The organism is Streptomyces sp. C10-9-1 (assembly GCF_024497955.1).
GTDB lineage: Bacteria > Actinomycetota > Actinomycetes > Streptomycetales > Streptomycetaceae > Streptomyces > Streptomyces sanyensis.
The window spans coordinates 54,114-76,687 of sequence record NZ_JANHKP010000015.1 but is presented as its reverse complement, the minus strand read 5'-3'; the positions used below and the strand labels follow the sequence as shown (position 1 = coordinate 76,687).

At 72.1% G+C, this 22,574-nt stretch carries 13 protein-coding genes; 11 read left to right on the top strand and 2 right to left on the bottom strand.

What is annotated here, in order from left to right; all coding sequences use genetic code 11:
- The first annotated feature begins 22 nt into the window (after positions 1-22).
- Positions 23-259: a 30S ribosomal protein S18 gene (gene rpsR / locus NPS70_RS21620; RefSeq protein ID WP_256526022.1), complete on the top strand. Its 237-nt coding sequence runs from the start codon at positions 23-25 to the stop codon at positions 257-259.
- Between the two features lie 38 nt (positions 260-297).
- Here rpsR and NPS70_RS21615 read toward each other — a convergent pair whose 3' ends face one another.
- Entirely contained in the window at positions 298-2,964 is a 2,667-nt protein-coding gene (locus tag NPS70_RS21615; RefSeq protein WP_256526021.1) for an AMP-binding protein, read from the bottom strand.
- Between the two features lie 211 nt (positions 2,965-3,175).
- On the opposite strand from NPS70_RS21615, the gene NPS70_RS21610 reads away from it, so the two are divergent.
- Genes NPS70_RS21610 through NPS70_RS21600 form a run of 3 tightly spaced genes read left to right on the top strand, consistent with a single transcriptional unit; the run spans position 3,176 to position 6,821 of the window.
- The gene (locus NPS70_RS21610; protein ID WP_256526020.1) at positions 3,176-4,195 is read left to right on the top strand and encodes an iron ABC transporter substrate-binding protein; all 1,020 of its coding nucleotides are present in this window, start codon (positions 3,176-3,178) and stop codon (positions 4,193-4,195) included.
- A 5-nt stretch (positions 4,196-4,200) separates the two neighbouring features.
- Complete coding sequence (locus NPS70_RS21605) at positions 4,201-5,790, top strand: iron ABC transporter permease (protein WP_256526019.1); 1,590 nt, start codon at positions 4,201-4,203, stop codon at positions 5,788-5,790.
- Positions 5,787-6,821 carry an ABC transporter ATP-binding protein gene (locus tag NPS70_RS21600; protein ID WP_256526018.1) on the top strand — a complete coding sequence of 345 codons (1,035 nt, stop codon included), beginning with the start codon at positions 5,787-5,789 and terminating at the stop codon, positions 6,819-6,821. Before NPS70_RS21605 ends, NPS70_RS21600 begins: the two co-directional genes overlap by 4 nt.
- Positions 6,822-6,860: 39 nt before the next feature.
- Here the strand turns inward: NPS70_RS21600 and NPS70_RS21595 are convergent, their stop codons facing one another.
- Entirely contained in the window at positions 6,861-7,178 is a 318-nt protein-coding gene (locus NPS70_RS21595) for a hypothetical protein (protein WP_256526017.1), read from the bottom strand.
- A gap of 379 nt (positions 7,179-7,557) precedes the next feature.
- On the opposite strand from NPS70_RS21595, the gene NPS70_RS21590 reads away from it, so the two are divergent.
- The 7 genes from NPS70_RS21590 to NPS70_RS21560 all read left to right on the top strand — a co-directional run bounded on the left by NPS70_RS21590 (position 7,558) and on the right by NPS70_RS21560 (position 22,574).
- Positions 7,558-7,929 carry a hypothetical protein gene (locus NPS70_RS21590; protein WP_256526016.1) on the top strand — a complete coding sequence of 124 codons (372 nt, stop codon included), beginning with the start codon at positions 7,558-7,560 and terminating at the stop codon, positions 7,927-7,929.
- 11 nt (positions 7,930-7,940) lie between these two features.
- The gene (locus tag NPS70_RS21585; RefSeq protein ID WP_256526015.1) at positions 7,941-9,524 is read left to right on the top strand and encodes a peptidoglycan-binding protein; all 1,584 of its coding nucleotides are present in this window, start codon (positions 7,941-7,943) and stop codon (positions 9,522-9,524) included.
- A complete protein-coding gene (locus NPS70_RS21580; RefSeq protein WP_256526014.1) occupies positions 9,496-10,014 on the top strand; it encodes a protease inhibitor I42 family protein in 519 nt (172 codons plus the stop codon). The genes NPS70_RS21585 and NPS70_RS21580 overlap by 29 nt, the downstream gene beginning before the upstream one ends.
- Positions 10,015-10,059: 45 nt before the next feature.
- On the top strand, positions 10,060-10,470 hold the full coding sequence (locus tag NPS70_RS21575) for a hypothetical protein (protein WP_256526013.1): 411 nt from the start codon (positions 10,060-10,062) through the stop codon (positions 10,468-10,470).
- A gap of 425 nt (positions 10,471-10,895) precedes the next feature.
- The gene (locus tag NPS70_RS21570) at positions 10,896-15,116 is read left to right on the top strand and encodes a LamG-like jellyroll fold domain-containing protein (protein ID WP_256526131.1); all 4,221 of its coding nucleotides are present in this window, start codon (positions 10,896-10,898) and stop codon (positions 15,114-15,116) included.
- A gap of 242 nt (positions 15,117-15,358) precedes the next feature.
- Entirely contained in the window at positions 15,359-21,664 is a 6,306-nt protein-coding gene (locus tag NPS70_RS21565; protein ID WP_374212037.1) for an RHS repeat-associated core domain-containing protein, read from the top strand.
- A gap of 79 nt (positions 21,665-21,743) precedes the next feature.
- A complete protein-coding gene (locus tag NPS70_RS21560) occupies positions 21,744-22,574 on the top strand; it encodes a DUF4253 domain-containing protein (protein ID WP_256526012.1) in 831 nt (276 codons plus the stop codon).

The window sequence follows — 22,574 nt, the reverse complement described above, 5'->3', positions numbered from 1 at the left end:
CACCACCCGGAAGGAACCCGCCATGGCCCGACGCCACGACCCCCGCAAGCCCCTCAAGGCCCGCCCCAATCCGCTCGACGCGGCCGGGGTGGTCCTCGTCGACTACAAGGACACCGATCTGCTGCGGCGCTTCCTCTCCGACCGCGGCAAGATCCGCAGCCGCCGCGTCACCCGGGTGACGGCCCGGCAGCAGCGCGAACTCGCCGCCGCGATCAAGAACGCCCGGGAGATGGCACTGCTGCCCTACGCCTCCCGCTGAGCGCGGCGCCGCCCGTGCGGCGGCGGCCGGCGCTGCCGTCAGCCGCGCCTGCGGCTCGGGGCGGGGCCGCTCGGTGCGAAAGCGCGGCGGCACCACTCCACCGCGGTCGCCGTGACCCGCGGACGCGCCGCCCGGGCGGCGCGTCCGCGGAGCGGACCCGACGGCAGCAGCGGGGGCAGCGCCTTCATCAGCCGGGTCGCGGCCGTGCCGTAGGCGACGCCGAAGACCAGCGAGGCGAGGAAGGCCAGGTGCCGGGAGAATCCGTCGATCAGCGGGAAGATCTGCCAGTGGGTCAGGTAGATGTACAGCGAGTTGCCCGCCAGGAGGCCGGCGACCTGGTTGAGCCGCTCACGTCCCGGCAGGGTCGGCACCCACACGAGCAGCGTGAACGTGACCATGATGATCGCCTCCCGCCCCGGATCGCCGGGGAAGAAACCGGGCACCGTGACCAGGGCGGCGGCCGTGACCACGAGCCGCTGCGCCGCGGTGCCGGCCTTCGCGGCCGCCCAGCCCAGCGCGAACAGCCAGAAGACGGTGACCGCGTCGGGCATCAGGGCGCGGTCCGGGAGCCCCAGCAGGTCGTAGCGGGTGAGCAGGCCCAGAGCCGCCAGCGCCAGCGGCAGGCCGTACGGGAAGCGCCGCTCCGCCCGGTCCGCGAGGGGCAGCGCGAGGAGGGCCACGACGGCGACCAGGATGTAGACCAGCGCCTCGATGAACCAGAAGTGCATGCCCGTACTGCTGTCCTCGGGCCCCAGGACGCTGTCGAGCAGGGCGAGGTTGGCCAGTGTGTAGTCGTCGTTGACGAGGAGGACGAGACCGATCCAGGCCATGGTCGGCAGGGCGATCCGCGCCACGCTCAGGCAGGCGCGCCGCACGCGCTCGCCACGCGCGGCGCCGGTGAGGTGGAAGCGGGCGAAGTTGAAGCCCGCGAGGGCGAGGAGCAGGTGCGCTCCGCCCTTGATGCCGAAGACGTGGATGTGCGATCCGACGATGCAGAAGATCGCCATGGCGCGCAGGGCGACGCCGGTCTCCAGCGCCCGTGCGCGAGCAGGGCGCGCTCCTTCCTGCGGCCTGAGGTCCCGGATCGGCGTGGTGTGCCAGCCGGTGGGCAGATGGCCGAGCCGCTCCTCCAGCTGGAGCGACATCTCGACGTAGGAGAGGGAGTCGCCGCCCAGGCCGACGAAGGTGCTGTCCGGCGTCACGCCGGTCCGGTCGAGGATGCGCGCGTACAGGCGGCACAGGTCCTCGGGCCCGCTGCCCGGCCCCTGCCCGGGGGAGGGGACGTCCTCCGGCACCGCGCCGGACCGGCGGCCCAACTCGCGTACGGCCTGGTAGTCGGGCTTGCCCGTCGGCAGCCGGGGAAGGTCCGCCAGGACGTGGACCCGGACGGCCCGGGCGGGAAGGCCGCACTCGTCCCGCACCAGGGTGCGTATCCGCCGCGCCTCGCCCTCGGCGGCGACGGCGGCCACGGTCAGGGCCGCGTCGTCGCCGGTGCACAGGGCGGTGACCCCGTGCCGTGCCAGCATGGCCTCGACGCGCGCGGGGTCGATGCGCAGGCCGAGGATCTTGGCGAACCGGCTGCGCCGGCCGACGATCTCGTACAGGCCCTCGGGGGTGCGCCGTGCGATGTCGCCCGTGGACAGCTCCTCCACCGTCCGGCCCAGGGCCAGGTCCTCGGGGGTGCGTGCGTAGCCGAGCATGACGTTGGGCCCCGTGTAGACGAGTTCCCCGGTGTCCTCCCCGGGCCAGTCGGGCAGCGGCCGGAGCCGGAAGGCGCCACCGGGGATCGCCACCCCGACGGCCCCGGGGTGGGACTCCGCGAGGTCGGGCGGAAGGTAGGCCATGCGGGCCGTCGCCTCGGTCTGGCCGTACATCGCGAACAGCTTCCAGCCGGCGGCGCGGCCGAGGGCCGCGTAGTGGCGGACCCGGTCGGGCGCGAGCCGCCCGCCCGCCTGGGTGACGTAGCGCAGGTGGGGCAGGTCCATCGCGGCGAAGCCGACGCGGTCGAGCAGGTCGAAGGTGTAGGGCACGGCGGCGAAGGTCGTTCCGCGCGCGCCGCGGAAGAGATCCCAGAAGCAGCTGTCGGCGACGGAGAGACCGGTGAGGATCACCGCCGCGCCGCGCAGCAGGTGGCTGTGGACGACGGAGAGGCCGTAGCAGTAGTGCAGGGGGAGGGTGGTGGCGGCACGGTCGGTGTCGCGGATTCCCAGGTACCCGGCAATGGATTCGGCGTTGGCCTGGAGATTCCCGTGCGACAGCCGCACCAGTTTCGGCGATCCCGTCGAGCCGGAGGTGCTCAGCAGCAGGGCGAGGTCGGGGTGCAGCTCGTGCGCGGAGACGGGGCGGCGTTCCTCCAGCACCCACTGCCCGTCACCGCCGGGGCCCGCCACGACGTCCGGGTCGTACGCCTCGACGAGCGCGCGCACGGCCTCCGGGTGGTCGCCCGGCACGAGCAGGACCGGGTGGCCCGCCGAGAGCGCCGCGAGATGCGAGACGAGGGCGTCGAGGGTGTTGGCACCGGCCACCAGGACCAGGCGGCGCGACGGCCCCAGACGCTGTGCCGCCGCCTCCACCCGCGCGGCGAGTTCGCGGTAGGTCACGCTGCCGTCGGCGGTGATGACCGCGGTGCGGTCGCCGTGGCGCGCGAGATCGCCGGCGAAGGGAACGTTCCGGGAATCGGGGAGCAGGGTGGAAGGGGCTGTCACGAGCGCATCTTAGGAAAGGCTTGCCTCAGGGGACAGTCACGGAAGCGTCACGGCCCGGGCGGTGAAGATCGCCAAGGATTCTCCGTGTAGGGTCGGCTCCGCCGAATTTCCCGCGGAGGCGGGAAGTTGCGTACATCACCTTGACCTTTAGGTTAGCTTTACCTTACTTATAGGGCGTTCACTTCTCTCTGCACGTGCAGGAAGGCCTTCCATGCGACGCCCCTTGGTCCGACGTCTGACCGCGCTCCTCGCGGCAGCGCTCCTGCTCCCCGCCGTCGCCGGCTGCGGCGTCGACGAGGACGACGCCGGGCTCGTGATCTACTCCGGCCGCAACGAGAAGCTGGTGGACCCGCTCCTCGACGAACTTGAGAAGGCCGTCGGCACCACCATCGCCGTCCGCTACGGCGAGAGCGCCGAACTCGCCGCCCAGATCCAGGAGGAGGGCGACCGGACCAAGGCCGGGCTGTTCTTCTCCCAGGACGCCGGTGCCCTCGGTGCGCTCTCCACCCGGGGCCTGCTCCAGAAGCTGCCCCAGACCTCGCTCGACAAGGTCGACCCGGCCTTCCGCGGCAGCGCGGGCGACTGGGTCGGCACCTCCGGCCGTGTGCGGGTCCTCGCCTACGACCCCGGCCAGGTCACCCGGGTGCCCGACAGCGTGCACGACCTGGTCAAGCCCGAGTGGAAGGGCAGGATCGGCTACGCCCCGACCAACGCCTCCTTCCAGGCCTTCGTCACCGGCCTGCGGGTCATGGAGGGCGACGACGCCGCCCGCGCCTGGCTGAAGGGGATCAAGGCCAACGAGCCGAAGGCCTACGACAACAACCTCAAGGCCATGGACGGCGTGGACAAGGGCGAGGTCTCGATCGCCCTGGTCAACCACTACTACTGGTACGAGCGGGTCGCCGAGAAGGGCGAGGACGAGGTCGCGTCCCGGATCCACTTCCTGCCGGGAGGCGACCCGGGCGCCCTCGTCAACGTGGCCGGGGTCGGCACCCTCAAGGGCAGCGACCAGCTGCCGGTGGCGCGGAAGGCGGTCGACTTCCTGCTCTCGGAGAAGGCCCAGAAGTACTTCGCCGAGGAGACCAAGGAGTACCCCCTGGCCGCCGGAGTGACCAGCACCGTCGAGGGCCTGCCGCCGCTGGCCTCGCTCGACTCCCCCGAGATCGACCTGGGCGAGCTGGAGTCCCTCCAGGAGACCCTGAAGATGCTCCAGGAAGCCGGGATGGTCTGACGCCCATGACTGCCACGGATCCCGTCGCGCCGGCGGATCCGGCAGCCGGCCCGGCAGGCGCCGCCGCGCCCGCCGGGCGGCGCCGCGCCGGGCGCCGGCCACCCGCCGCCCTGCTCGTCCCCGCGGGCCTCGCCGCGCTGTTCGCCCTGCTGCCGCTCGGCTACCTCGCCGTCCGCTCCCTGGAGCGCGGGCCCTCGTTCGCCTGGCAGGTGGTCGCCGACGGGCGCACCGTCGAACTGCTCGGCCGCAGCGTGGGGCTGGCCGCGACCGTGGTGGCGGCCTCCCTGGTGCTCGGTGTGTCCCTGGCCTGGCTCACCGTGCGCTCCCGACTGCCCGGCGCACGGGTCTGGTCGGTCCTGATGACCCTGCCGCTGGCCGTGCCCAGCTACGTCGCCGCCTTCACCTGGCTGTCCGCGTTCCCCGCCCTCGCGGGCTTCGCCGGCGCCGCCGTCGCGCTGACGCTGGTGAGCTTCCCCTACGTCTACCTGCCCGTCACCGCCGCCCTGCGCGGGGCCGACCCCGCGCAGGAGGAGGTGTCCCGCTCGCTCGGCCACGGACCGCTGCGCACCTTCCTGGCGGTCACGCTGCCGCAGGTGCGCCCCGCCGCGGCAGGCGGAGCGGTGCTGGTCGCGCTGTACGTGTTCTCCGACTTCGGAGCCGTCTCCCTGATGCGGTACGACACCTTCACCCGCGGCATCTACACCTCCTACCGGGCCAGCTTCGACCGCACCCCCGCCGCGGCCCTCAGCGTCGTCCTCGTGGCGGTGACGGTCCTGCTGGTGGCCGCCGAGGCCCGGACCCGCGGCCGCGCGGGCCACGCCAGGACCGGGACCGGGACGGCCCGCCCCGCCGTCCCCGCGCCGCTCGGCCGGTGGCGCCTGCCGGCCCTGACCTGGTGCACGCTGGTCGCGGCGGCCGCCGTCGTCATGCCGCTGGCCACCCTCGGGTACTGGCTCGCCGTCGGGAACTCCGCGACCTGGGACCCCGCCACCCTCGCGGACACCGCCGGCACGACGCTCGGCGCCGCCGCCGCGGGTGCCGCACTCACCACCCTCCTCGCGCTGCCCGTCGGGGTGATCGCGGCCCGCCACCGCGGCCGGACGGCACACCTGCTGGAGCAGTCCGCCTATGCCGGGCACGCCCTCCCGGGCATCACCGTCGCCCTGTCGCTGGTCTTCTTCGCGGTCCGCTACGCCGAGCCGGTCTACCAGGAGCTCCCGCTGCTGATCTGCGCGTACGCCGTGCTCTTCCTGCCCGTCGCCGTGGCCGCCACCCGCGCCGCGGTGCTCCAGTCGCCGCCGGTGCTGGAGGACGTCGCCCGCTCGCTCGGCCGGTCCCCGCTGGGGGTGCTGCGCGAGGTGACGCTGCCGCTCGCCGCGCCCGGCGTCGCCGCCGGAGCCGCCCTGACCTTCGTCCTGTGCATGAAGGAACTGCCCGCGACCCTCCTGCTGCGTCCCACCGGAATGGACACCCTGGCCAGCCGGCTCTGGACGGAGACCGGCACCGGATCCTTCGCCGCCGCCGCGCCCTACGCCGCGGCACTCATCCTGCTGGCGGCCATCCCCTCCTACCTCCTCGGGCGGCACCGCACATGACCGACGTACAGATCGCCGGAGTATCGAAGTCCTACGGCCCGGACGCCCCCGTCCTGCGCGGACTCGACCTCTCCGTCCCGGCGGGCACCCTGGCCGCCCTCCTCGGCCCCTCCGGCTGCGGCAAGACCACCCTGCTCCGCATCGTCGCCGGATTCCTGCACGCCGACGCGGGCACCGTCACCGTCGGCGGGCGCACCCTCTGCGGGCCCGGCGTCCACGTTCCCCCCGAAGCCCGCCGGATCGGCATCGTCCCCCAGGAGGGCGCCCTCTTCCCGCACCTGAGCGTCGCCCGCAACGTGGCGTTCGGGCTGAGCGGCCGCGACCGTGCCGCCCGCCGGGCCCGGACGGAGGAGATGCTCGAACTCGTCGGCCTCGGCGGCTACGGCGACCGGATGCCGCACGAACTCTCCGGCGGCCAGCAGCAGCGCATCGCACTCGCCCGGGCACTGGCGCCGCAACCCGAACTGGTGCTGCTCGACGAACCGTTCAACGCCCTGGACAGCGGGCTGCGGACAGGCGTCCGTTCGGACGTGAGGGCCGCCCTGCGCGCCACGGGGGCCACCGCACTGCTGGTCACCCACGACCAGCAGGAAGCCCTCTCCACGGCCGACCTCGTCGCCGTCGTACGGGACGGTCGGGTGGCCCAGTGCGGCACCCCCCAGGAGGTCTACGGACGGCCCGTCGACCCCTGGACCGCCCGCTTCGTGGGCGACGCCGTGCTGGTCCCCGGCACCGCCGACGGCGGCACCGCGACCACCCCGCTCGGCCGCCTCCCGCTCGCGGCGGCACCCGCGGGCCGGACGGAGGGCGCCGTCCTGCTGCGTCCCGAGCAGCTCCGGCTCGCCGACACCGCCGCCGGCCCCCAGGGCACCGTGACGGACGTGGCCTTCTACGGCCACGACGCCATGGTCACCGTCACCGTCGACGGGCTGGAGGAGCCCGTCGGCATCCGGGTCGCCGGACCGGTCTCCGTGCGCCCGGGGCAGCGCACCGGCATCCTCGTGGAGGGCGAGGCGACCCTGCACCCGTGAACCCGGCCGCGGCCCCGGCCGCCTCGGCCCGGGGCCGCGTCAGCAGCCGTCCCGCACGGCCTCCACGGACGGCGTGATCTCGCGGGCGGGTGCGGGGGAGTCGAAGGACGGCTCGGGCCGCGGAGGCGACACGGCAAGGCAGGGGACCGTGCCGGTGTCCGGGGCGGAGACCACGAACCGGTCCGGTCCCGCGCCGCCCCCGGTGCCCTCCCCGCCGGCCGCCCCGACGGCCGCGCCGGACTCCAGGCCCTCGCCGGTGGCGTGGAGGGCGTACCGGATCAGGCCCTCGCAGCCGCGGTGGCCGGGGGAGCGCTCGCTCCGCGCCGACGCCTCCGGGTCCCCGGCCGCCGCGTGCACCGCTCCCGGAACTCCCCCTCGCTCCCGTGGGTGCCGTCGTACCGGTCGTGAAGGAGCCGCTCGGCGAGCGGCGGGGACGCCGCCACGAGCACCCGGCCGACCGGGTTCCGCCGGTTGTCGTGGTACCGGCCACGGGCGCGGGTGACGACGGGCCCGTCGTGCGGCTCTGCGATCACAGCGGTGAGGCCACGGCCTGCCCCCGCCCTCCCCGCCGGGCGCGACGGCAGCCCGCCGTCGGGCCGCCCGGCTCCGTACCGGGCCCTGCTCCCGGTGGGCGCGCGCGGAGGAGGCGACCGCGTGAAGGGCGTGGGAACACCAGTACGTGCAGGGCGTGTTAGCCTGCCCGGGGTCATGATCGCAGGCACATGGGGGATTCGCGGTGGGCTCGGACGGATACCAGGTCACGGCGGGAATGACCGGCCCGGCCCGGCAACTCGACAACGCGGGCAGGGACATGGACGACGTCAGCTCGGCGGTCCGGTTCCGCACCACGTACTCCTACGGCGATGCCGGCGGCCATGACGCCGCGTCGGCGCTGAACGACTTCGTCAAGGCGTGGGAGGCCGAGGCCAAGACGCTGGCGTCGGCCCTGCACGAGCTCGGCAGCAAGGTGCAGCTGGCCAAGAACACCTACGGGGGCACCGACGGCCTGGTGGGGACGTACGCGGACGGCGTCCCCGGCGGCGCCCCGAGCACTCCCGCCGAGGCGCCCCCGCGGGGCGGGCGCACCTCGATCCTGTCGAGCTACTGAGGAACGGACCCGTGTCGATCTTCTCCTCCCCTCTCGACTCCCCTTCCTTCCGCCTCGCGTGGCTCGCCGGCCTGTCCCAGAAGCTGCTCGGCGCCGGGAGCAAGAACGAAGTCCTCGACCTGATCGACAACGCCCTCTCGGTGCCCCCACCGGGCGGCGACCCGGGCGCACTGGAGGGTCTGGCCAGGCTCTACCACGGCCAACTCGGCCCGGTCGGGGGCGTCTTCGAGCAGGTCGACCAGGTGGGCCGCAAGGGCCTTCCCGAGGTGTGGGTCGGTGACACCAGCGTGCTCGCCTCCGAGGTGGTCAACGCCGCCGGGCGGTCGGTGGACCAGATGAGCGAGGCCTTCCGCGAAGGCGCGACGGTGCTGCTGAAGCTGGCCGACGCCATCGGTGCCGCACAGCGCAAGGACGAGCAGGGCCGTGGGCAGTTGCTGGAACAGAGGAAGCTGCTCGGCTCCCGGGACGGCTTCTTCGACGACCTCCACGAGAACGACGGGGAGGAGTGGGACCGCAAGAACGCCGCCCACTTCGGCTCCTACGCGGTCGACCTGATGCACGATGCCGTCTCCGAGGCGCAGGAGGCCACCCGCGTCGCCGCCCGGGAGCTGAACACGTGGGCCGCCGAGGCGCGGGCGGGGAAGATGGAGACCAGCGAACTCACCGCCGTGGACAAGCTGATGCTCGCCGACACCGGCGTCGCGGGCGCGGACGCCGAGTTGAACGAGATCCTCACGCCCGGCGACCTGGAGCGTGCGTCCGCGCGGATGGACCTGCTGAACCTCGACGACGAGACGGCCATGGAGCGGATGCTGGCGAGGGCGGAGACGCCGCAGGAGCGGGCCTACCTGATGAAGGCCCTGGCCGCCGGCCACGGCGTGGCCGAGATCGGCCGCTTCCAGGACAAGATCCACGGCAAGGACCCCGACTGGCTGCGCCGGCACCTCACCCCGGTGGTCACCGCCCCGGACAGCATGGACGACGAGGGAGTGGCGCCGAACGGCTCCAACAACAACACGGACGTCGTCGAGTTCCAGGGCCAGCGGTGGGTCCAGGGCGGCGACGGATCCGAGGGCACGTGCGTGGCCTCGTCCACCGTCACCTCCCGCGCCATGGTGGACCCCGTCTACGCCCTCGAACTCACCGGTGGCCCCGACGGGCAGCAGGACGATCCCGATGCCTTCCGGCAGCGCCTGGTCGACGAGCAGCACCGGCTGCACACCGAGGGCGAGGGCGGCGAGAACTGGAGCGGCATGGGCGCGGAGGGGCAGGAGCGGATCAACGACAGCACCGTCGGCCGCGCCACCGGCACCGACTACGACCGCCGGGACCTGGACAGCGCCGACGACCGCCGCGCGGTCCTCACCGAGGTCCAGAGATCGGTGGCGCAGGGGCGGCCGGTCCCCGTCGACGTCCGCGGCGAGAGCGGTGCCCATGCGATGACCATCATCGGCCAGGAGGGTGACATGCTCCAGGTGTACAACCCCTGGGGCTCGACCACCTGGGTCAGCGAGGACGACTTCATCAACGGCCGGATGGGCAAGGCTTCCAACAATGATCTTCCCGATGCGTACAGCGTCTTCATCCCGCGGTAGCAGGGGCGGCGCCGCGCTCGCGGCGGCCGCGCTCCTCGCCCTCGCCACCGGCTGCGCCCCCGGCCCCGGCGAACCTGCCGGGGGCGCCCCGGACACCACGAGCCGCTCGGTGGAGGACACCAGCATCACCGCCGAACCGGGCGAGCGCTTCACGCTCACCGTCCGGCAGAACGCCTCCACCCGCGAGTACTGGTACCTGGCCGACCCCCGGCCCGACCGCGCGGTGCTCGTCAGCCGGGGCACGGAGCTTGCGCCGGAGACCGGGGAGCCGTCGGCCGGCGGCGGGGTCCCGCTGACCTTCACCTTCGAGGCCACGGGCAGGGGGACCACCCGGTTCACGCTGCTGCACTGCACCTCCACCACCTGCGAGGGCAACAACTCCACACTGCCCCCCGACGAGACCCGGCCCTCCGCCGCACCGGCCGAGGGGGAGGCGTCCCCCTCCCCCCAGGCCCCCGAGCGCATCACCTACACCGTCACCGTCGGCTGATCCACCCGGACCAGCGAGACGAGACGAGACACCCGAGGTCCCACCATGAACGACGCACCGCACCCGCCGGACCGCACCGACGACGAGCTGGCCCTGCTCGACATCACCCTCCTGCTGCGCTACGGCCTCGCCGCCGAGCCCGGTGGTCTGCGCACCGCCCTGTTCGGGGACGGCGCCGCGGCCGCGGCCGTCCTCCTCGACCGCCTCGGCACCGAGCCGCGCTCGGTCGCCTTCCTCGCCGACACCGTCCGCGCGGGGGGGCTCGCCCGCGCCGCCGACCTGCCCGAGCCGCTGCCCCGCCGGGAGGCGGCCGTCCTCGTGCGGGACTGGCTGCGGACCGGGGCGGAACTCGCGGCCGGCCCCGCCGTCGACGACTCCGCGGCCGCCTGGCTGCGCGCCGTCGCCACCATCATCGAACTGAAGCAGCTGGCACGGGCCCGGGGCCGGAGCAGCTGACGACAGGCGGGAGCCGCCGCCCTGCCGGCTCGCCCGCCACCCGAGCGCGCACGGCCCGGTGCCGCGGCCACGTCCCGGCCCTCGGCGGGCAGCGGCGAGCGACCACCGGCATGTCCGACCACCACATGCTCCGCGGCGCCGCCGCCTGGGAGCACTGACGCACGCGGGGCGGGCAAGCGTCACGCGGCCCGGGGCTGCTGGGCGACGGTCACTCCCTTCGGGGCTGCGGTGATTCTTGTCACTGGCCGGGCCGCGACTTATTCCTGGTTTGCCCTCTTCGCGGTCTGGACCAGCTTGTGAAGATGATCTAGGTTCTGACCTCGTCATTTTCATATGATCTTCATAAAGCGGTGGGGAGTGCGAAGATGAGGACGCGTGCGCGTATGCGTGGCGTCGGGGGAACCTTCGTCGTCGTCTTGGGTTCCATGCTTGCGGCCGGGTTGCCGCCGGGGGCCGCGGCGACTGCCGAGGCGCTGGCGAACCCGGCCACAGCGCAGACGAGTTCCGACGAAGCTGCTCTCTCGGAGGAAGCGGCGCGGGCCCAGGCCGAGCGGACCGGCAGAAGCGTGGAGATCGCTTCGCTGCGCGGCGAGAGCCGTGAGGTGTTCGCGACCCCGGACGGGGAACTGGAGGCGCGGGAGTACCTGCGCCCGATCCGGGCCCGGGTCAATGGCGAGTGGAAGCCGGTCGACACCGCGCTGACCATGACCGGCGAGGGCGCGATCGCCCCGAAGGTCACCACGGTCGGGCTGGAGTTCTCGGGCGGGGGGGATACTCCGCTGGTCCGGATGAACAAGGCGGGACGCGAGTTGGCGCTGTCCTGGCCCGGCGAGCTGCCGGCGCCGGAACTCGACGGCGACACGGCCACGTACCGGAACGTGCTGCCCGACATCGACCTGCGGATGGGCGCGCAGGAGGACGGCTTCACACAGCTGCTCGTCGTCAATACGGCCGAGGCGGCGAAGAGCGAGGAACTGGCGGAGCTGCGCCTGAAGCTGGCCGCGGACGGAATGCGGGTCAGGGAGACCGCGAACGGTGGCCTGGAGGCGGTCGACGACGGTGCCGGGAGTGCCGTGTTCGAGGCACCGAAGCCCTTGATGTGGGACTCCAGCACCGGCGGGGGCTCGGGCAAGGCCACGGGCGGGACCGCGGTACACGCCCGCGCCGCGGCCCCTTCCGGCGTCGAGAGCGGCGGCGACAGGGCCGGCGCCGACGGCGAGCCGGGCCCGGGCGAGTCCGGCAAGGTGGCCCCGGTCGAGGTCGATCTGCCGGCGGGCGGCCGCGAGCTGGTCCTGAGGCCCGACCCGGAGGTGCTGAAGGGCAAGGACACCGCGTACCCGGTCTTCATCGACCCGCAGTGGTACTCGCCGCGCGCGTCCGCCTGGACGATGGCGTCGAAGTACTGGGCGTCGTCGCCGCAGTGGAAGTTCAACGGCAAGTCGGACGCCGGCATGGGCTACTGCGGATGGGCCTACTGCGCGCCCCAGGACACCAAGCGGCTGTTCTACCGCATCCCGACGTCCACGTTCTCGGGCAAGACGATCCTGTCCGCCGAGTTCGTCGTGCGGAACGTGCACTCCGCGTCCTGCTCGGCACGCGAGGTGCAGCTGTGGCGCACGAAGGACATCTCCTCGTCGACGACGTGGAACTCCCAGAACGCGTCCGGGTACTGGATCAAGAAGCTCGCGACCAGGTCGTTCGCGTACGGCTACTCGGGCTGCTCGGCGAAGGACGCCGAGTTCGACGTGAAGTCGGCGGTGCAGGAGGCCGCGAACGGCAAGTGGCCGACGATGACCTTCGGCCTGAGGGCCACCAGCGAAACCGACAAGTACGGATGGAAGCGCTTCTCGGACAAGGCGTTCCTCCGGGTCAAGTACAACCGCCCGCCGCCGCAGCTGAAGATGACGCAGCTGGCGATGGAGTACGGCGGGACGTGCAAGCGCCCCGGGGAGGCAGCCAGGGTGCGCACCCTGGGCAAGGTCTACGCGAACAACGTCACCGACCCGGACGGCGACAGCATCGCGGTGGAGTTCCAGGCGAAGTGGGACGCCGGTGACGGCAAGGGACTGATCGTCAGATGGAACCCGGCCCGGACGTCGTACAAGAGCTCCGGGTCGAGCTTTTCCGTCGGCCTTCCGGCCTCGATCACGCCGGACAAGGAGGTGCACTGGTACGTGCGCTCCTATGACGGCGCGCAGTACTCGCCGTGGTCGTACGCGGGGGACCCGACGGCCTGCTACTTCGTCTACGACAAGAGCGTGCCCACGGCACCCGTGATCTCCTCCGGCCAGTACCCGGCCTCGGATCCCGAGAACCCCGACGACCCCTGGTACGACGGGGTGGGCCAGTACGGCACGTTCTCCTTCGACTCGGCCTCGACGGACGTGGTCCGCTATCGCTTCGGCTTCAACAGCGACCCCTCCTCGGCTCACGAGATCACCACCAGCGGTGGCGCCGCCAGGTCCACGAGGCTGCTCCCCGCGAAGCCGGGGCTGAACTTCGTCACCGTGCAGGCCTTCGACCAGGCGGGCAACGGGTCGGAGATCCGGACCCACCAGTTCCGGGTGAAGGCGGGGCAGCCGGAGCGGGCGGCCTGGCAGCTGGACGAGGCCGCCGGAGCCACGCAGGCGGCCAGCACCGCCACGTCGCGGACCGCCCGCCTGCACGGAGGCGCGGCTCTCGGCGCCGCGGGCGCGAAGGGAACCGGCCTGCACCTGGACGGAACGTCCGGGTACGCCGCGTCCGATCTCACCGTGGTGGACACCTCGGACGGCTTCTCCGTGGCGGCCTGGGCACGACTGGACCGGATGCCCTCCAGCGCGGCGATCATCGCCGCGCAGCCGGGCAACCACTCGCCCGGCTTCGAGCTCTACTACTCCAAGTACTACGACCGCTGGGTGTTCAACCAGTACACCTCCGACACCGCCGGAGCCCCCATCGCCCGGGCCATGGCCACCGCGCCCGGGAACGCGAGTGCGGGCGAGTGGACCCATCTCACCGGCGTGTACGACGGCAAGGCCCGCCAGCTGCGCCTGTACGTGAACGGCACGCTGTCCGGCTCCACCTCGTACACCACCGCCTGGGAGGCCCGCCGCGGACTCCGGCTCGGTGCCGGCGTCTACAGCGGAAAGCACGCCTCCTTCTTCCCCGGCACCATCGACGACGTGCAGATCTTCGACCGGGCCGTGACCGCGACCGAGGCCGCGCAGCTGCACCAGGGCCAGGCCCCTGCCAGTGGGCGCCCGGCCCGAGCGGTCTTCCCGCTCGACGAGGAGGCAGCGGCCGGGGAGGTCACCGGCAGGGCGGCCGAGCAGCCGCTGACGCTGCACGGCGACACGACCGCCGGGGCGGACGGCATCGCCGGCAAGGCCCTGCGGTTCGACGGGTCCAGCGGCTACGCCGCGACCAGCCGGCCGGTCCTCAACACGGCCCGTTCGTACACCGTCTCAGCCTGGGCGAAGCTGCCCCAGCAAGGCGCCAGCGGCAACCGCACGGTCGTCAGCCAGAGCGGGACCTACTACAGCCCGTTCTACCTCTCCTACGAGGCAGGGCCCGACACCTGGAGCCTGCGCACCTCGCTGGAGGACGTGGAGGCCGGGAACATCCGCGAGCAGGTGGTCAGGGGCACCCAGCCGGCCCGGCCGGGCGAGTGGACCCATCTCGTGGCCGTCCACGACGCCACCGCCCGCCAGATCCGCCTGTACGTCGACGGGCGGCTGCAGGGCACGGACGACGCGCCGAAGACCTGGGAGGCGAACGGACCCGTTCAGGTCGGCCGGACCATCTGGACGGGCAGGTACGTCGACTACTTCCCCGGCAGCATCGACGACGTGCGCCTCTTCGACCGCCCGGTCGCCGACGACGAGGTGCGCCAGATGTTCCAGCAGCGGCCCCTGGTCAAGAGCCGCTGGACGTTCGAGGAGACCGCAGGGACCGCCCCGGTCACCACACCGGACTCGGCGCCTGGAGGCAGCGCACTCACCCTGAACGGAGGGGCGGCGAAGTCGGACTCAGGTTTCATCGACTTCGGCAGTCTGGAACTGGACGGCGTCGACGGCCATGCGTCCACGGCCACCGTTCCGGTGGACACCAGCGCCAGCTACACCGTCACCGCATGGGCGCAGGCGGCGGCTCTCCCGGAAGGCGGGGTGTCGCTCGTGAGCGCGGAGGGAGCCACCCAGAGCGCCTTCAGCATCCGCTTCGTGCCGGACGCGAACGACCCGGACGGCCTCGGCCACTGGGAACTCGCCCTGCCGGACAGGGACGCCGCCGACACCTCCGTCGTGCGCGTCGCCAACAGCGAGTTCTACGACGCGCGGGACTGGAACCACCTGGCGGTCGTCTACGACGGCTTCGCCAAGCAGGCCCGCCTCTACGTCAACGGAATCCTCCAGCAGGCGGCCTGCGGTGACGGCACGGCCGAGGCAGAGTGCCGGAACCGGGCCTCCTGGTCGGAGAACACGCTGACGTTCAAGGCCGCCAGATCCCTCCAGATCGGCCGCGCCAAGGTGAACGGGGCCTGGGGAGAGCACTTCCCCGGCCTGGTCGACGACGTCTGGACCTTCCAGGGAGCGCTGACCGACTCCCAGGTTGAGGAGCTGGCGGGATCCTGGTTCGACATCCCGACCCAGGTTCCCCAGGGCTGACCTTCCCCCCCGGTGTGCCCGGCCTTCCGGGCACACCGGGGCCCCCGATCCCTGCCCGGGATCACACACCCTTCCCGTGCCGGCACCGCGCACCCGCGACACCGGCACCGCGCGTGAGGAATCCGAACTCCACGATGAACCGCACAGTGAAACCACCCTTCTGGGACGGCCCACCCGGCCCGGCCCGGCCCCGTCGCCGCGCCGCGGCGGTGCGGCGTGCTGTCGCGCTGACCGTGTCGACCGTGCTCGCGGGCACTCTGCTGCAAGGGGCCGCCGCGTCGGCGTCCGCGCAGGTTCCCGAACGCACGGCCCCTGCCTCGAAGGAGAGGCCGGTCAAGGGCAGCGACGGCGGCATCACCACCGATCCGCGCACACTGCAGAAGGGCCCCAGGACCCCGAAGGATCCGCCGAGGGCGAGCTGGCCGCAGGCGGGTGCCGCGGTCGTCACCTTCCCCGCGACGTCCCCCGGGGTGTCCGGTGGTGCCGTGAAGGCCAGGGGACTGCCCCTGGCGACGACCGAGGCCGGGAAGGGCAGAGCGCCGAAGTCCACCGCGCCGGGCGAGGTGCGGGCACGGATCGCCGACCGGAAGGCAGCCCGACGTGCGGGTGTCGACGGCGTCCTGATGAGCCTGGAGGCCGACGGCGGGACGCCCGGCAAGGTCGGCGTGCGCCTCGACTACGCCTCCTTCGCCGAGGCCTACGGCGGCGGCTACGCCTCCCGGCTCACCCTGGTCGAACTTCCCGCCTGCGCGCTGACGACACCGGAGAAGGCGGTGTGCCGTACCGGTGAGCCGGTCGTAACCGTCAACGACACGGAGAAGCAGACCCTCACCGCGCACGCCGTGTCGCTCAGCTCCGCCGGACCGACCCTGCTGGCTGCCGTGGCGGAAGAGGAGGGCGAGAACAGCGACTACAAGGCGACTCCGCTGACCCCGTCCGCAGCGTGGCAGACCAACCTCAACACGGGCGACTTCACCTGGTCCTACGACATCGCCGTGCCGGACGTCCCGGGCGGCTTGAAGCCGACGGTGGGCCTGTCCTACGCGTCGGGCGCCATCGACGGCCGGACGGGTGCGACCAACAACCAGTCCTCCTGGGTCGGGGACGGCTTCGACCTGTGGCCGGGCTTCATCGAGCGCAGCTACAAGCCCTGTGCCCAGGACGGCGTCAAGAAGGCCGACGGAAGCAAGCCCGGCGACCTGTGCTGGGCGTACGACAACGCCTTCATCACCTTCAACGGCAAGGGAGGAGAACTCGTCCCCGCCGGTGACGACGAGTTCAGGTTCAAGAGCGACGACGGCAGCCGCATCAAGCGCCTGCGCTCCACCGGGCGGGGCAACGGCGACGACGACGGCGAGTACTGGCGCCTGACCGACCCCGAGGGCGTCCGCTACTACTTCGGCTACAACCGCCTTCCGGGATGGGTGCAGGGCAAGGAGACGACCGACTCCACCTGGACGGTTCCGGTCTTCGGCAACGGCTCGGGCGAGCCCTGCCACAAGGCGGCCTTCGCCGACTCCTGGTGCCAGCAGGCATGGCGGTGGAACCTCGACTACGTGGTCGACCCGCACGGCAACGCGGTCGCCTACTACTACGGGAAGGAGACCAACTCCTACGGCCGCAACCTGACCGCCAAGGCCAACACCCCGTATGTGCGGGGCGGTTACCTGGAGCGCGCCGAGTACGGGCTGCGGTCCTCCTCCGTGTACGGCACCAAGGCCCTGGCCAAGGTCGACTTCACCAGTGCCGAGCGGTGCCTGCCGAACGCCCAGACCGACTGCTCGTCCATCGAGAAGGACGCCTTCTACTGGTACGACACGCCGTGGGACCTGAACTGCAAGGCCGCGGAGGAGTGCGACCGGGGCCGCATGTCGCCGGTCTTCTTCACCCGCAAGAGACTGGCGGACGTCACCACCCGGGTGCTCGTCGGTGACACCTATGCCACGGTCGACTCCTACAAGCTGGGCCACCGCTGGGGACAGGGCGACACGGACTACCAGCTGCTGCTCGACTCCGTCCAGCGCACCGGTCACACGGCGACCAGCCCGGTGACGCTGCCGAAGACCACGTTCGCCTACACCCAGATGGCCAACCGCCTCGACAGGACGGGCGACGGCTACGCCCCGTTCATCAAGGCCCGGCTGTCCACGGTGGCCGACGAGTCCGGTGGCCAGATCGACATCGGCTACTCGGCCCCGACCTGTGCCTGGGACGCGCTTCCCACTCCCGAGACCAACACCACGCGCTGCTTCCCGCAGTACATCGGGGGATCCGACACCGCCGACCCCGAGCGCCAGTGGTTCAACAAGTACGTCGTCACCTCCACGACCCAGACCGACCGTACCGGCGGTGCGCCGGACCAGGTCACCCTCTACGAGTACAAGGGCGGGGCGGCCTGGCACTACGACGATGACGACGGCCTGACCAAGGAGAAGTTCAAGACCTGGTCGCAGTGGCGCGGATACGGCCATGTCAGCGTCAAGTCCGGTGGCCAGGGCGGTCCCTCCGCACTGCGCTCGCAGAGCGACTCCTACTTCCTGCGCGGCATGCACGGCGACCGGAAGACCCCCTCGGGTGGCACCAAGGAGGTGACCGTGGCCCTCGCGGAGGGCGAGGGCGGACCGATCACCGACCACGAGGCATCGACCGGATTCCTCTACAGGACCGTCACCTTCGACGAGGTCGACGGGAAGGTGCTCGCCAAGACCGTCAACCGCCCCTGGCACCACGAGACGGCGAAGAAGGTACGCAGCTGGGGCACCGTCACCGCCGGTTTCACCGGGACCTCGCTCTCCACGGCGTGGACCTCGCTCGACAACGGTGCGGGCAGCAGGTGGCGGACCACGTCCAAGGCGACCACCCATGACACCGTCGCGGGCCGGGTCGTCCGGACCGACGACCACGGTGACACGGCCACGGCCTCGGACGACCGGTGCACGCGGACGACGTACGCCACCAACACCGACAAGAACATCCTGCTGCTGCCCTCGCGGGTGGAGACCGTGGCGGCGGCGTGCTCCGGTACGCCCGACCGGGCCAAGGACGTCGTCTCCGACGTCCTGACCGCCTACGACGGCGGCGCCTACGGCGACGCGCCGGTCAAGGGTGACGAGACGGCCGTCGCGACGCTCAAGAAGCATGACGGCACGACGGCCGACTACCTGGAATCGGGGACCGCCTTCGACGTCTACGGGCGCCCCCTGGAGGTCGTCGACCTGACGGCGGACGTGAGGGTCAGCGGGACCGGTGCCCCGGTGCGCACGGCACGTGCGGACGGCCTGAAGTCGACGACCTCGTACAGCCCGGCCACCGGCGTCCCCGCCAGGATCAGTGAGACCACGCCGCCGGCGAAGGCGGGGAACACCGCCACCGCGCAGACCACGGTCACCGAACTGGAGCCGCTGCGGGGCCAGCCGTCCGCACTGGTCGACCCCAACGGCAAGCGCACGGAGCTCAGCTACGACGCGCTGGGGCGCTCGCACAAGGTCTGGCTCGCCGACCGGAGGACCGAGCAGACCCCGAGCTACGAGTTCACCTACTTCGTGGAGGAGGGCAAGCCGGTAGCCGTCCGCTCCCGGACGCTCGACAACAAGGGTGGTCAGATCGCTGCGTACACCCTGTACGACGGGTTTCTGCGCGAGCGCCAGACCCAGGCCCCGGGGCCCGACGGGGGGCGCATCCTCACCGACGTCTTCTACGACGAGCGCGGCCTGACGACCAAGACCTTCGACCCGTACTACACCGAGGGCGCTCCCGACCGGACGCTGTTCGCGCCGGAGAACGCACTGAGCGTCCAGTCGCAGACGCGCCACACCTACGACGGACTCGGCCGGGAGACGGAGAGCCGTCAGATCGCCGGGAACGGCGACGGCGGCACCGTGCTCGGCGTCACCACCACCCTCCACGGCGGAGACCGGACCACCGTCGTGCCGCCCCGCGGCGGCACGGCCACCACCACGGTGAAGGACGCCCGCGGCCAGACCACCGAACTGCGCCAGCACCACAGCCGGAGCGCGACCGCCGCCTACGACGCCACCACCTACGGCTACACCGTGCGCGGCGAGCTGGCCCGGGTCGCCGACCCGGTGGGGAACACCTGGACGTACCGCTACGACCAGCAGGGCCGCCAGATCGCGGCGAGCGACCCGGACAAGGGGACCACGACCGGGACGTACGACGACCGCGGCCGGCGGGTCACCACCACCGATGCCCGAGGCGTCACCCTGGCCTACGCGCACGACGGACTCGGCCGCCGTACCGAGGTGCGGGAGAACAACGGCACGGGCACGCTGCGGGCCGCATGGGTCTACGACACCGTCGCCGGTGCCAAGGGCCAGCTTGCCGAGTCCGTTCGCTACGCCGGCGGTGCGGCCTACCACTCCAAGGTGACGCAGTACGACCGGCTCTACCGGCCGGTCAGGACGGCCGTCGTGATCCCCGCGAGCGAAGGCGCACTGGCAGGGACGTACCAGACCGGAACGGCCTACAAGCCCTCGGGTCTCGTCGGCGGGGTGAGCTACTCCGCGGCAGGGTCCCTGCCGGGCGGCAGCTACACCTTCTCCTACGAGGACCGGACGCTCCGGCCCGTCTCCGTCTTCGGCGGCGGTGTACGCGCCGACGCCACGTACTCCCTCACCGGAAGGCCCCTCCAGTACGAACTGAGTGCCGGTTCGGGCAGGAAGACCTGGATCACCAGCACCTACGAGTGGGGCACCCAGCGCCTGGCGACCTCGCGTGTCGAACGCGAGGGAGTCGCGGGCGTCGACCAGTACAACACCTACCGCTACGACGAGGTGGGCAACGTCCTCGCGGTCTCGGACGTCTCCCGCGACGGCACCGACACCCAGTGCTTCACCTACGACCACCTGCGACGCCTGACCGAGGCATGGACCGAGGGCGACAGGACCTGTGCCGAACTCCCCACGTCCGGTGGTGTCGGAGGAGTCGCGCCGTACTGGCACTCCTACACCTACGACACGATCGGGAACCGTCTGTCGGAAACCCTTCACGGGACGGGCGGGGATCCGGCCGAGGACGTCAGGCGCAGCTACACGTATCCCGCGCCCGGGCGGCCGCAGCCGCACGCCCTGACCTCCGTGACCACCGATGCCGCCGGGAGCACCGGCGTCGGTGCCTTCGCCCACGACAAGTCCGGCAACACCACCCGGCGGCCCGCCGGTTCCGGCCCCCAGACCCTGGACTGGGACGCGGAGGGAAGGCTGGCCAAGGTCACCGAGCCGGGCGCGGGCAGCGCGGACAAGGTCACCGAGTACCTGTACGACGGTGACGGCGAGCGCCTCATCCGGCGCACCGGAGAGGAGACGACGCTCTTCCTGGGGCACACCGAGCTCACTCTGCGCAAGGGGGCAGCCGGGCCGAAGGCCACACGGTACGTACCGCTCGGCGGCGGCCACCAGGCGGTCGTCGGTGATGACGGCACGGTGACCTTCACCGTCGCCGACCACGTGGGCACCGGTCAGCTGGCGATCGGCGCTGCCGACCAGAAGCTCACCCAGCGCCGCACCCTGCCCTTCGGCGGAACGCGGGGCGCGCAGCCCGCGGCCTGGCCCGGCACCAGGGGATTCGTCGGTGGTACCGACGAAACGGCCGACACGGGGCTCGTCCACCTCGGGGCGCGGGAGTACGACCCTGCCACGGGCAGGTTCCTCAGCGTCGACCCGGTCTTCGACCCCACCGACCCGTTGCAGATGAACGGGTACGCGTACGGCCACAGCAGCCCCGTCACCCGCAGCGACCCGTCCGGTCTGTACGATCCCGACGAACGGGACTACTGCAATGCGAACCCGCAGGACTGCCGTGGCGGCCGCTATGTCGGCAAGGGTTCGGGCAACACGGACGCAAAGCCCGTACGGAACGCCAAGTCCAAGCAGTACGCGAAGGTCGACCAGGCGCAGCGCGCGCAGAACACCAACCAGCGCGTCGCGGCCAAGCAGCGCAAGCAGCGCTTCAAGCAGATCATCGTGGGTGGGAAGTTCTCGTACGGTGAGTTCTACAAGAGCATCAAGTCGATCAACGACCGGTCGTGCCGCATGGAACCGGGCGGCCGCGCGGGCTGCAGGTTCGCCAACTGGATGACGGAGAAGAACCTCAAGGACATTCTCAAGGACGCGCTCAATCGCATCGACGAGTCCTGGGGATCGAAGAACAAGAAGGGAAGCTTCGGCTTCAGCGACGAGGAGTTCGAGCAGGCGCTGATGCTCGCGCGGGAGGGGAGCCACGTGGTGGCCCGGGGATCGGACGACGGAGCGCCGGGAGCCTCGGGAAACAAGTCCTTCGACGCCTGGGTGGACGGTGTCCGCACCGAGTTCAAGGTCCAGTCCACGACGAGCCGCAAGGGCATCACCAGGGAGATACGCAGTGCTGACCAGCAAGGTGCGGACTTCGCCTTGATCCACCTGACGAAGGCGGACGAGCGCATGGCGAGGTCGGCGGTCAACAGCATCAAGTCGTCCAAGCAGGCCCCGGTGGGGCTGAGTACCGTCCGCGTCTACGGTGACGGCTACGACTTCACCGTACAGCTGCGCTGACATCATGAAGGTAGGGGCCGGCGCGCGTACACCCGCGCGCCGGCCCCCGGCAGAGGAAGGAAGGGGACGGCGAGCAGCCATGAGTTCCATTGCCAGGCAGCTGAGCGCGGAGATGCGCCGACTGGGTCATGCCCTGCGCCCGGCCCGGGTGGTTTCCGCGGAGTCGGAGCACGGCGTGGCGGTCCACGGGTTCCCCGTCGACCGTGAACAGGCGCCCTCGATCTGGAGGTCCTGGCGGGCCGGGCATCGACGCACGGGGCTGTGGCCGGTGATCACGTCCGTGGACCCGGTCGCCCTGGCCGCACCACCGGCCGCTGGGGAGCGACTCGGCCCGGGCGGCCCCGCGGCCCTTCGGGCCGCGCTGTCCCGTGACCCGGAGTCGGTCGTCGCCGAGGTCGTCGACGCCGGAATCCAGGACGTACTCGCCCAGGCGGAGGAGGACGAGAAGGACGCATGGCTGGCGGACCTGACGCCCGGGCGGCTCGCTCCGCGGCTGCGCCCGGCGGACCGGACGCCTCGCCCCGGCAGCGTGTGGGCGAAGGATCAGCTCTGGACGGGCGACCGCCTGTGGCTCTGCCTGGTGGAGGCCGCCGAAGGCTTCGAGCTGCCGGCCCTGCTGCCCGGGGTGCCAGACGCGCCGAACTGGTGGAGCGAGCCGGCCCGGCGCGCCCTGCGCCCCGCCGACCACGTCGCCTTCCTCCGCAGCTGGCACGAGCGCTTCGGCGCCGAGGTGTTCCTCGCCGACGGGTGCAGTCTCCGCCTGGTGGTGGAGCGCCCGCCGCTGGACCCGCTGACAGCCGCGCAGGTGGCCGTGGAACAGTTCGTCTACTGCGGTGATGTGGCGGAGGACATGGACGTCATGGGCGACGAGCGAGTGCGTTCCACCGTGTGGTCGTTCTGGTGGGACTGA

Coding starts and splice junctions, on each gene's coding strand:
- rpsR (WP_256526022.1), top strand. CDS start 23: ATGGCCCGACGCCACGACCCCCGCAAGCCCCTCAAGGCCCGCCCCAAT.
- NPS70_RS21610 (WP_256526020.1), top strand. CDS start 3,176: ATGCGACGCCCCTTGGTCCGACGTCTGACCGCGCTCCTCGCGGCAGCG.
- NPS70_RS21605 (WP_256526019.1), top strand. CDS start 4,201: ATGACTGCCACGGATCCCGTCGCGCCGGCGGATCCGGCAGCCGGCCCG.
- NPS70_RS21600 (WP_256526018.1), top strand. CDS start 5,787: ATGACCGACGTACAGATCGCCGGAGTATCGAAGTCCTACGGCCCGGAC.
- NPS70_RS21580 (WP_256526014.1), top strand. CDS start 9,496: ATGCGTACAGCGTCTTCATCCCGCGGTAGCAGGGGCGGCGCCGCGCTC.
- NPS70_RS21575 (WP_256526013.1), top strand. CDS start 10,060: ATGAACGACGCACCGCACCCGCCGGACCGCACCGACGACGAGCTGGCC.
- NPS70_RS21570 (WP_256526131.1), top strand. CDS start 10,896: ATGCTTGCGGCCGGGTTGCCGCCGGGGGCCGCGGCGACTGCCGAGGCG.
- NPS70_RS21560 (WP_256526012.1), top strand. CDS start 21,744: ATGAGTTCCATTGCCAGGCAGCTGAGCGCGGAGATGCGCCGACTGGGT.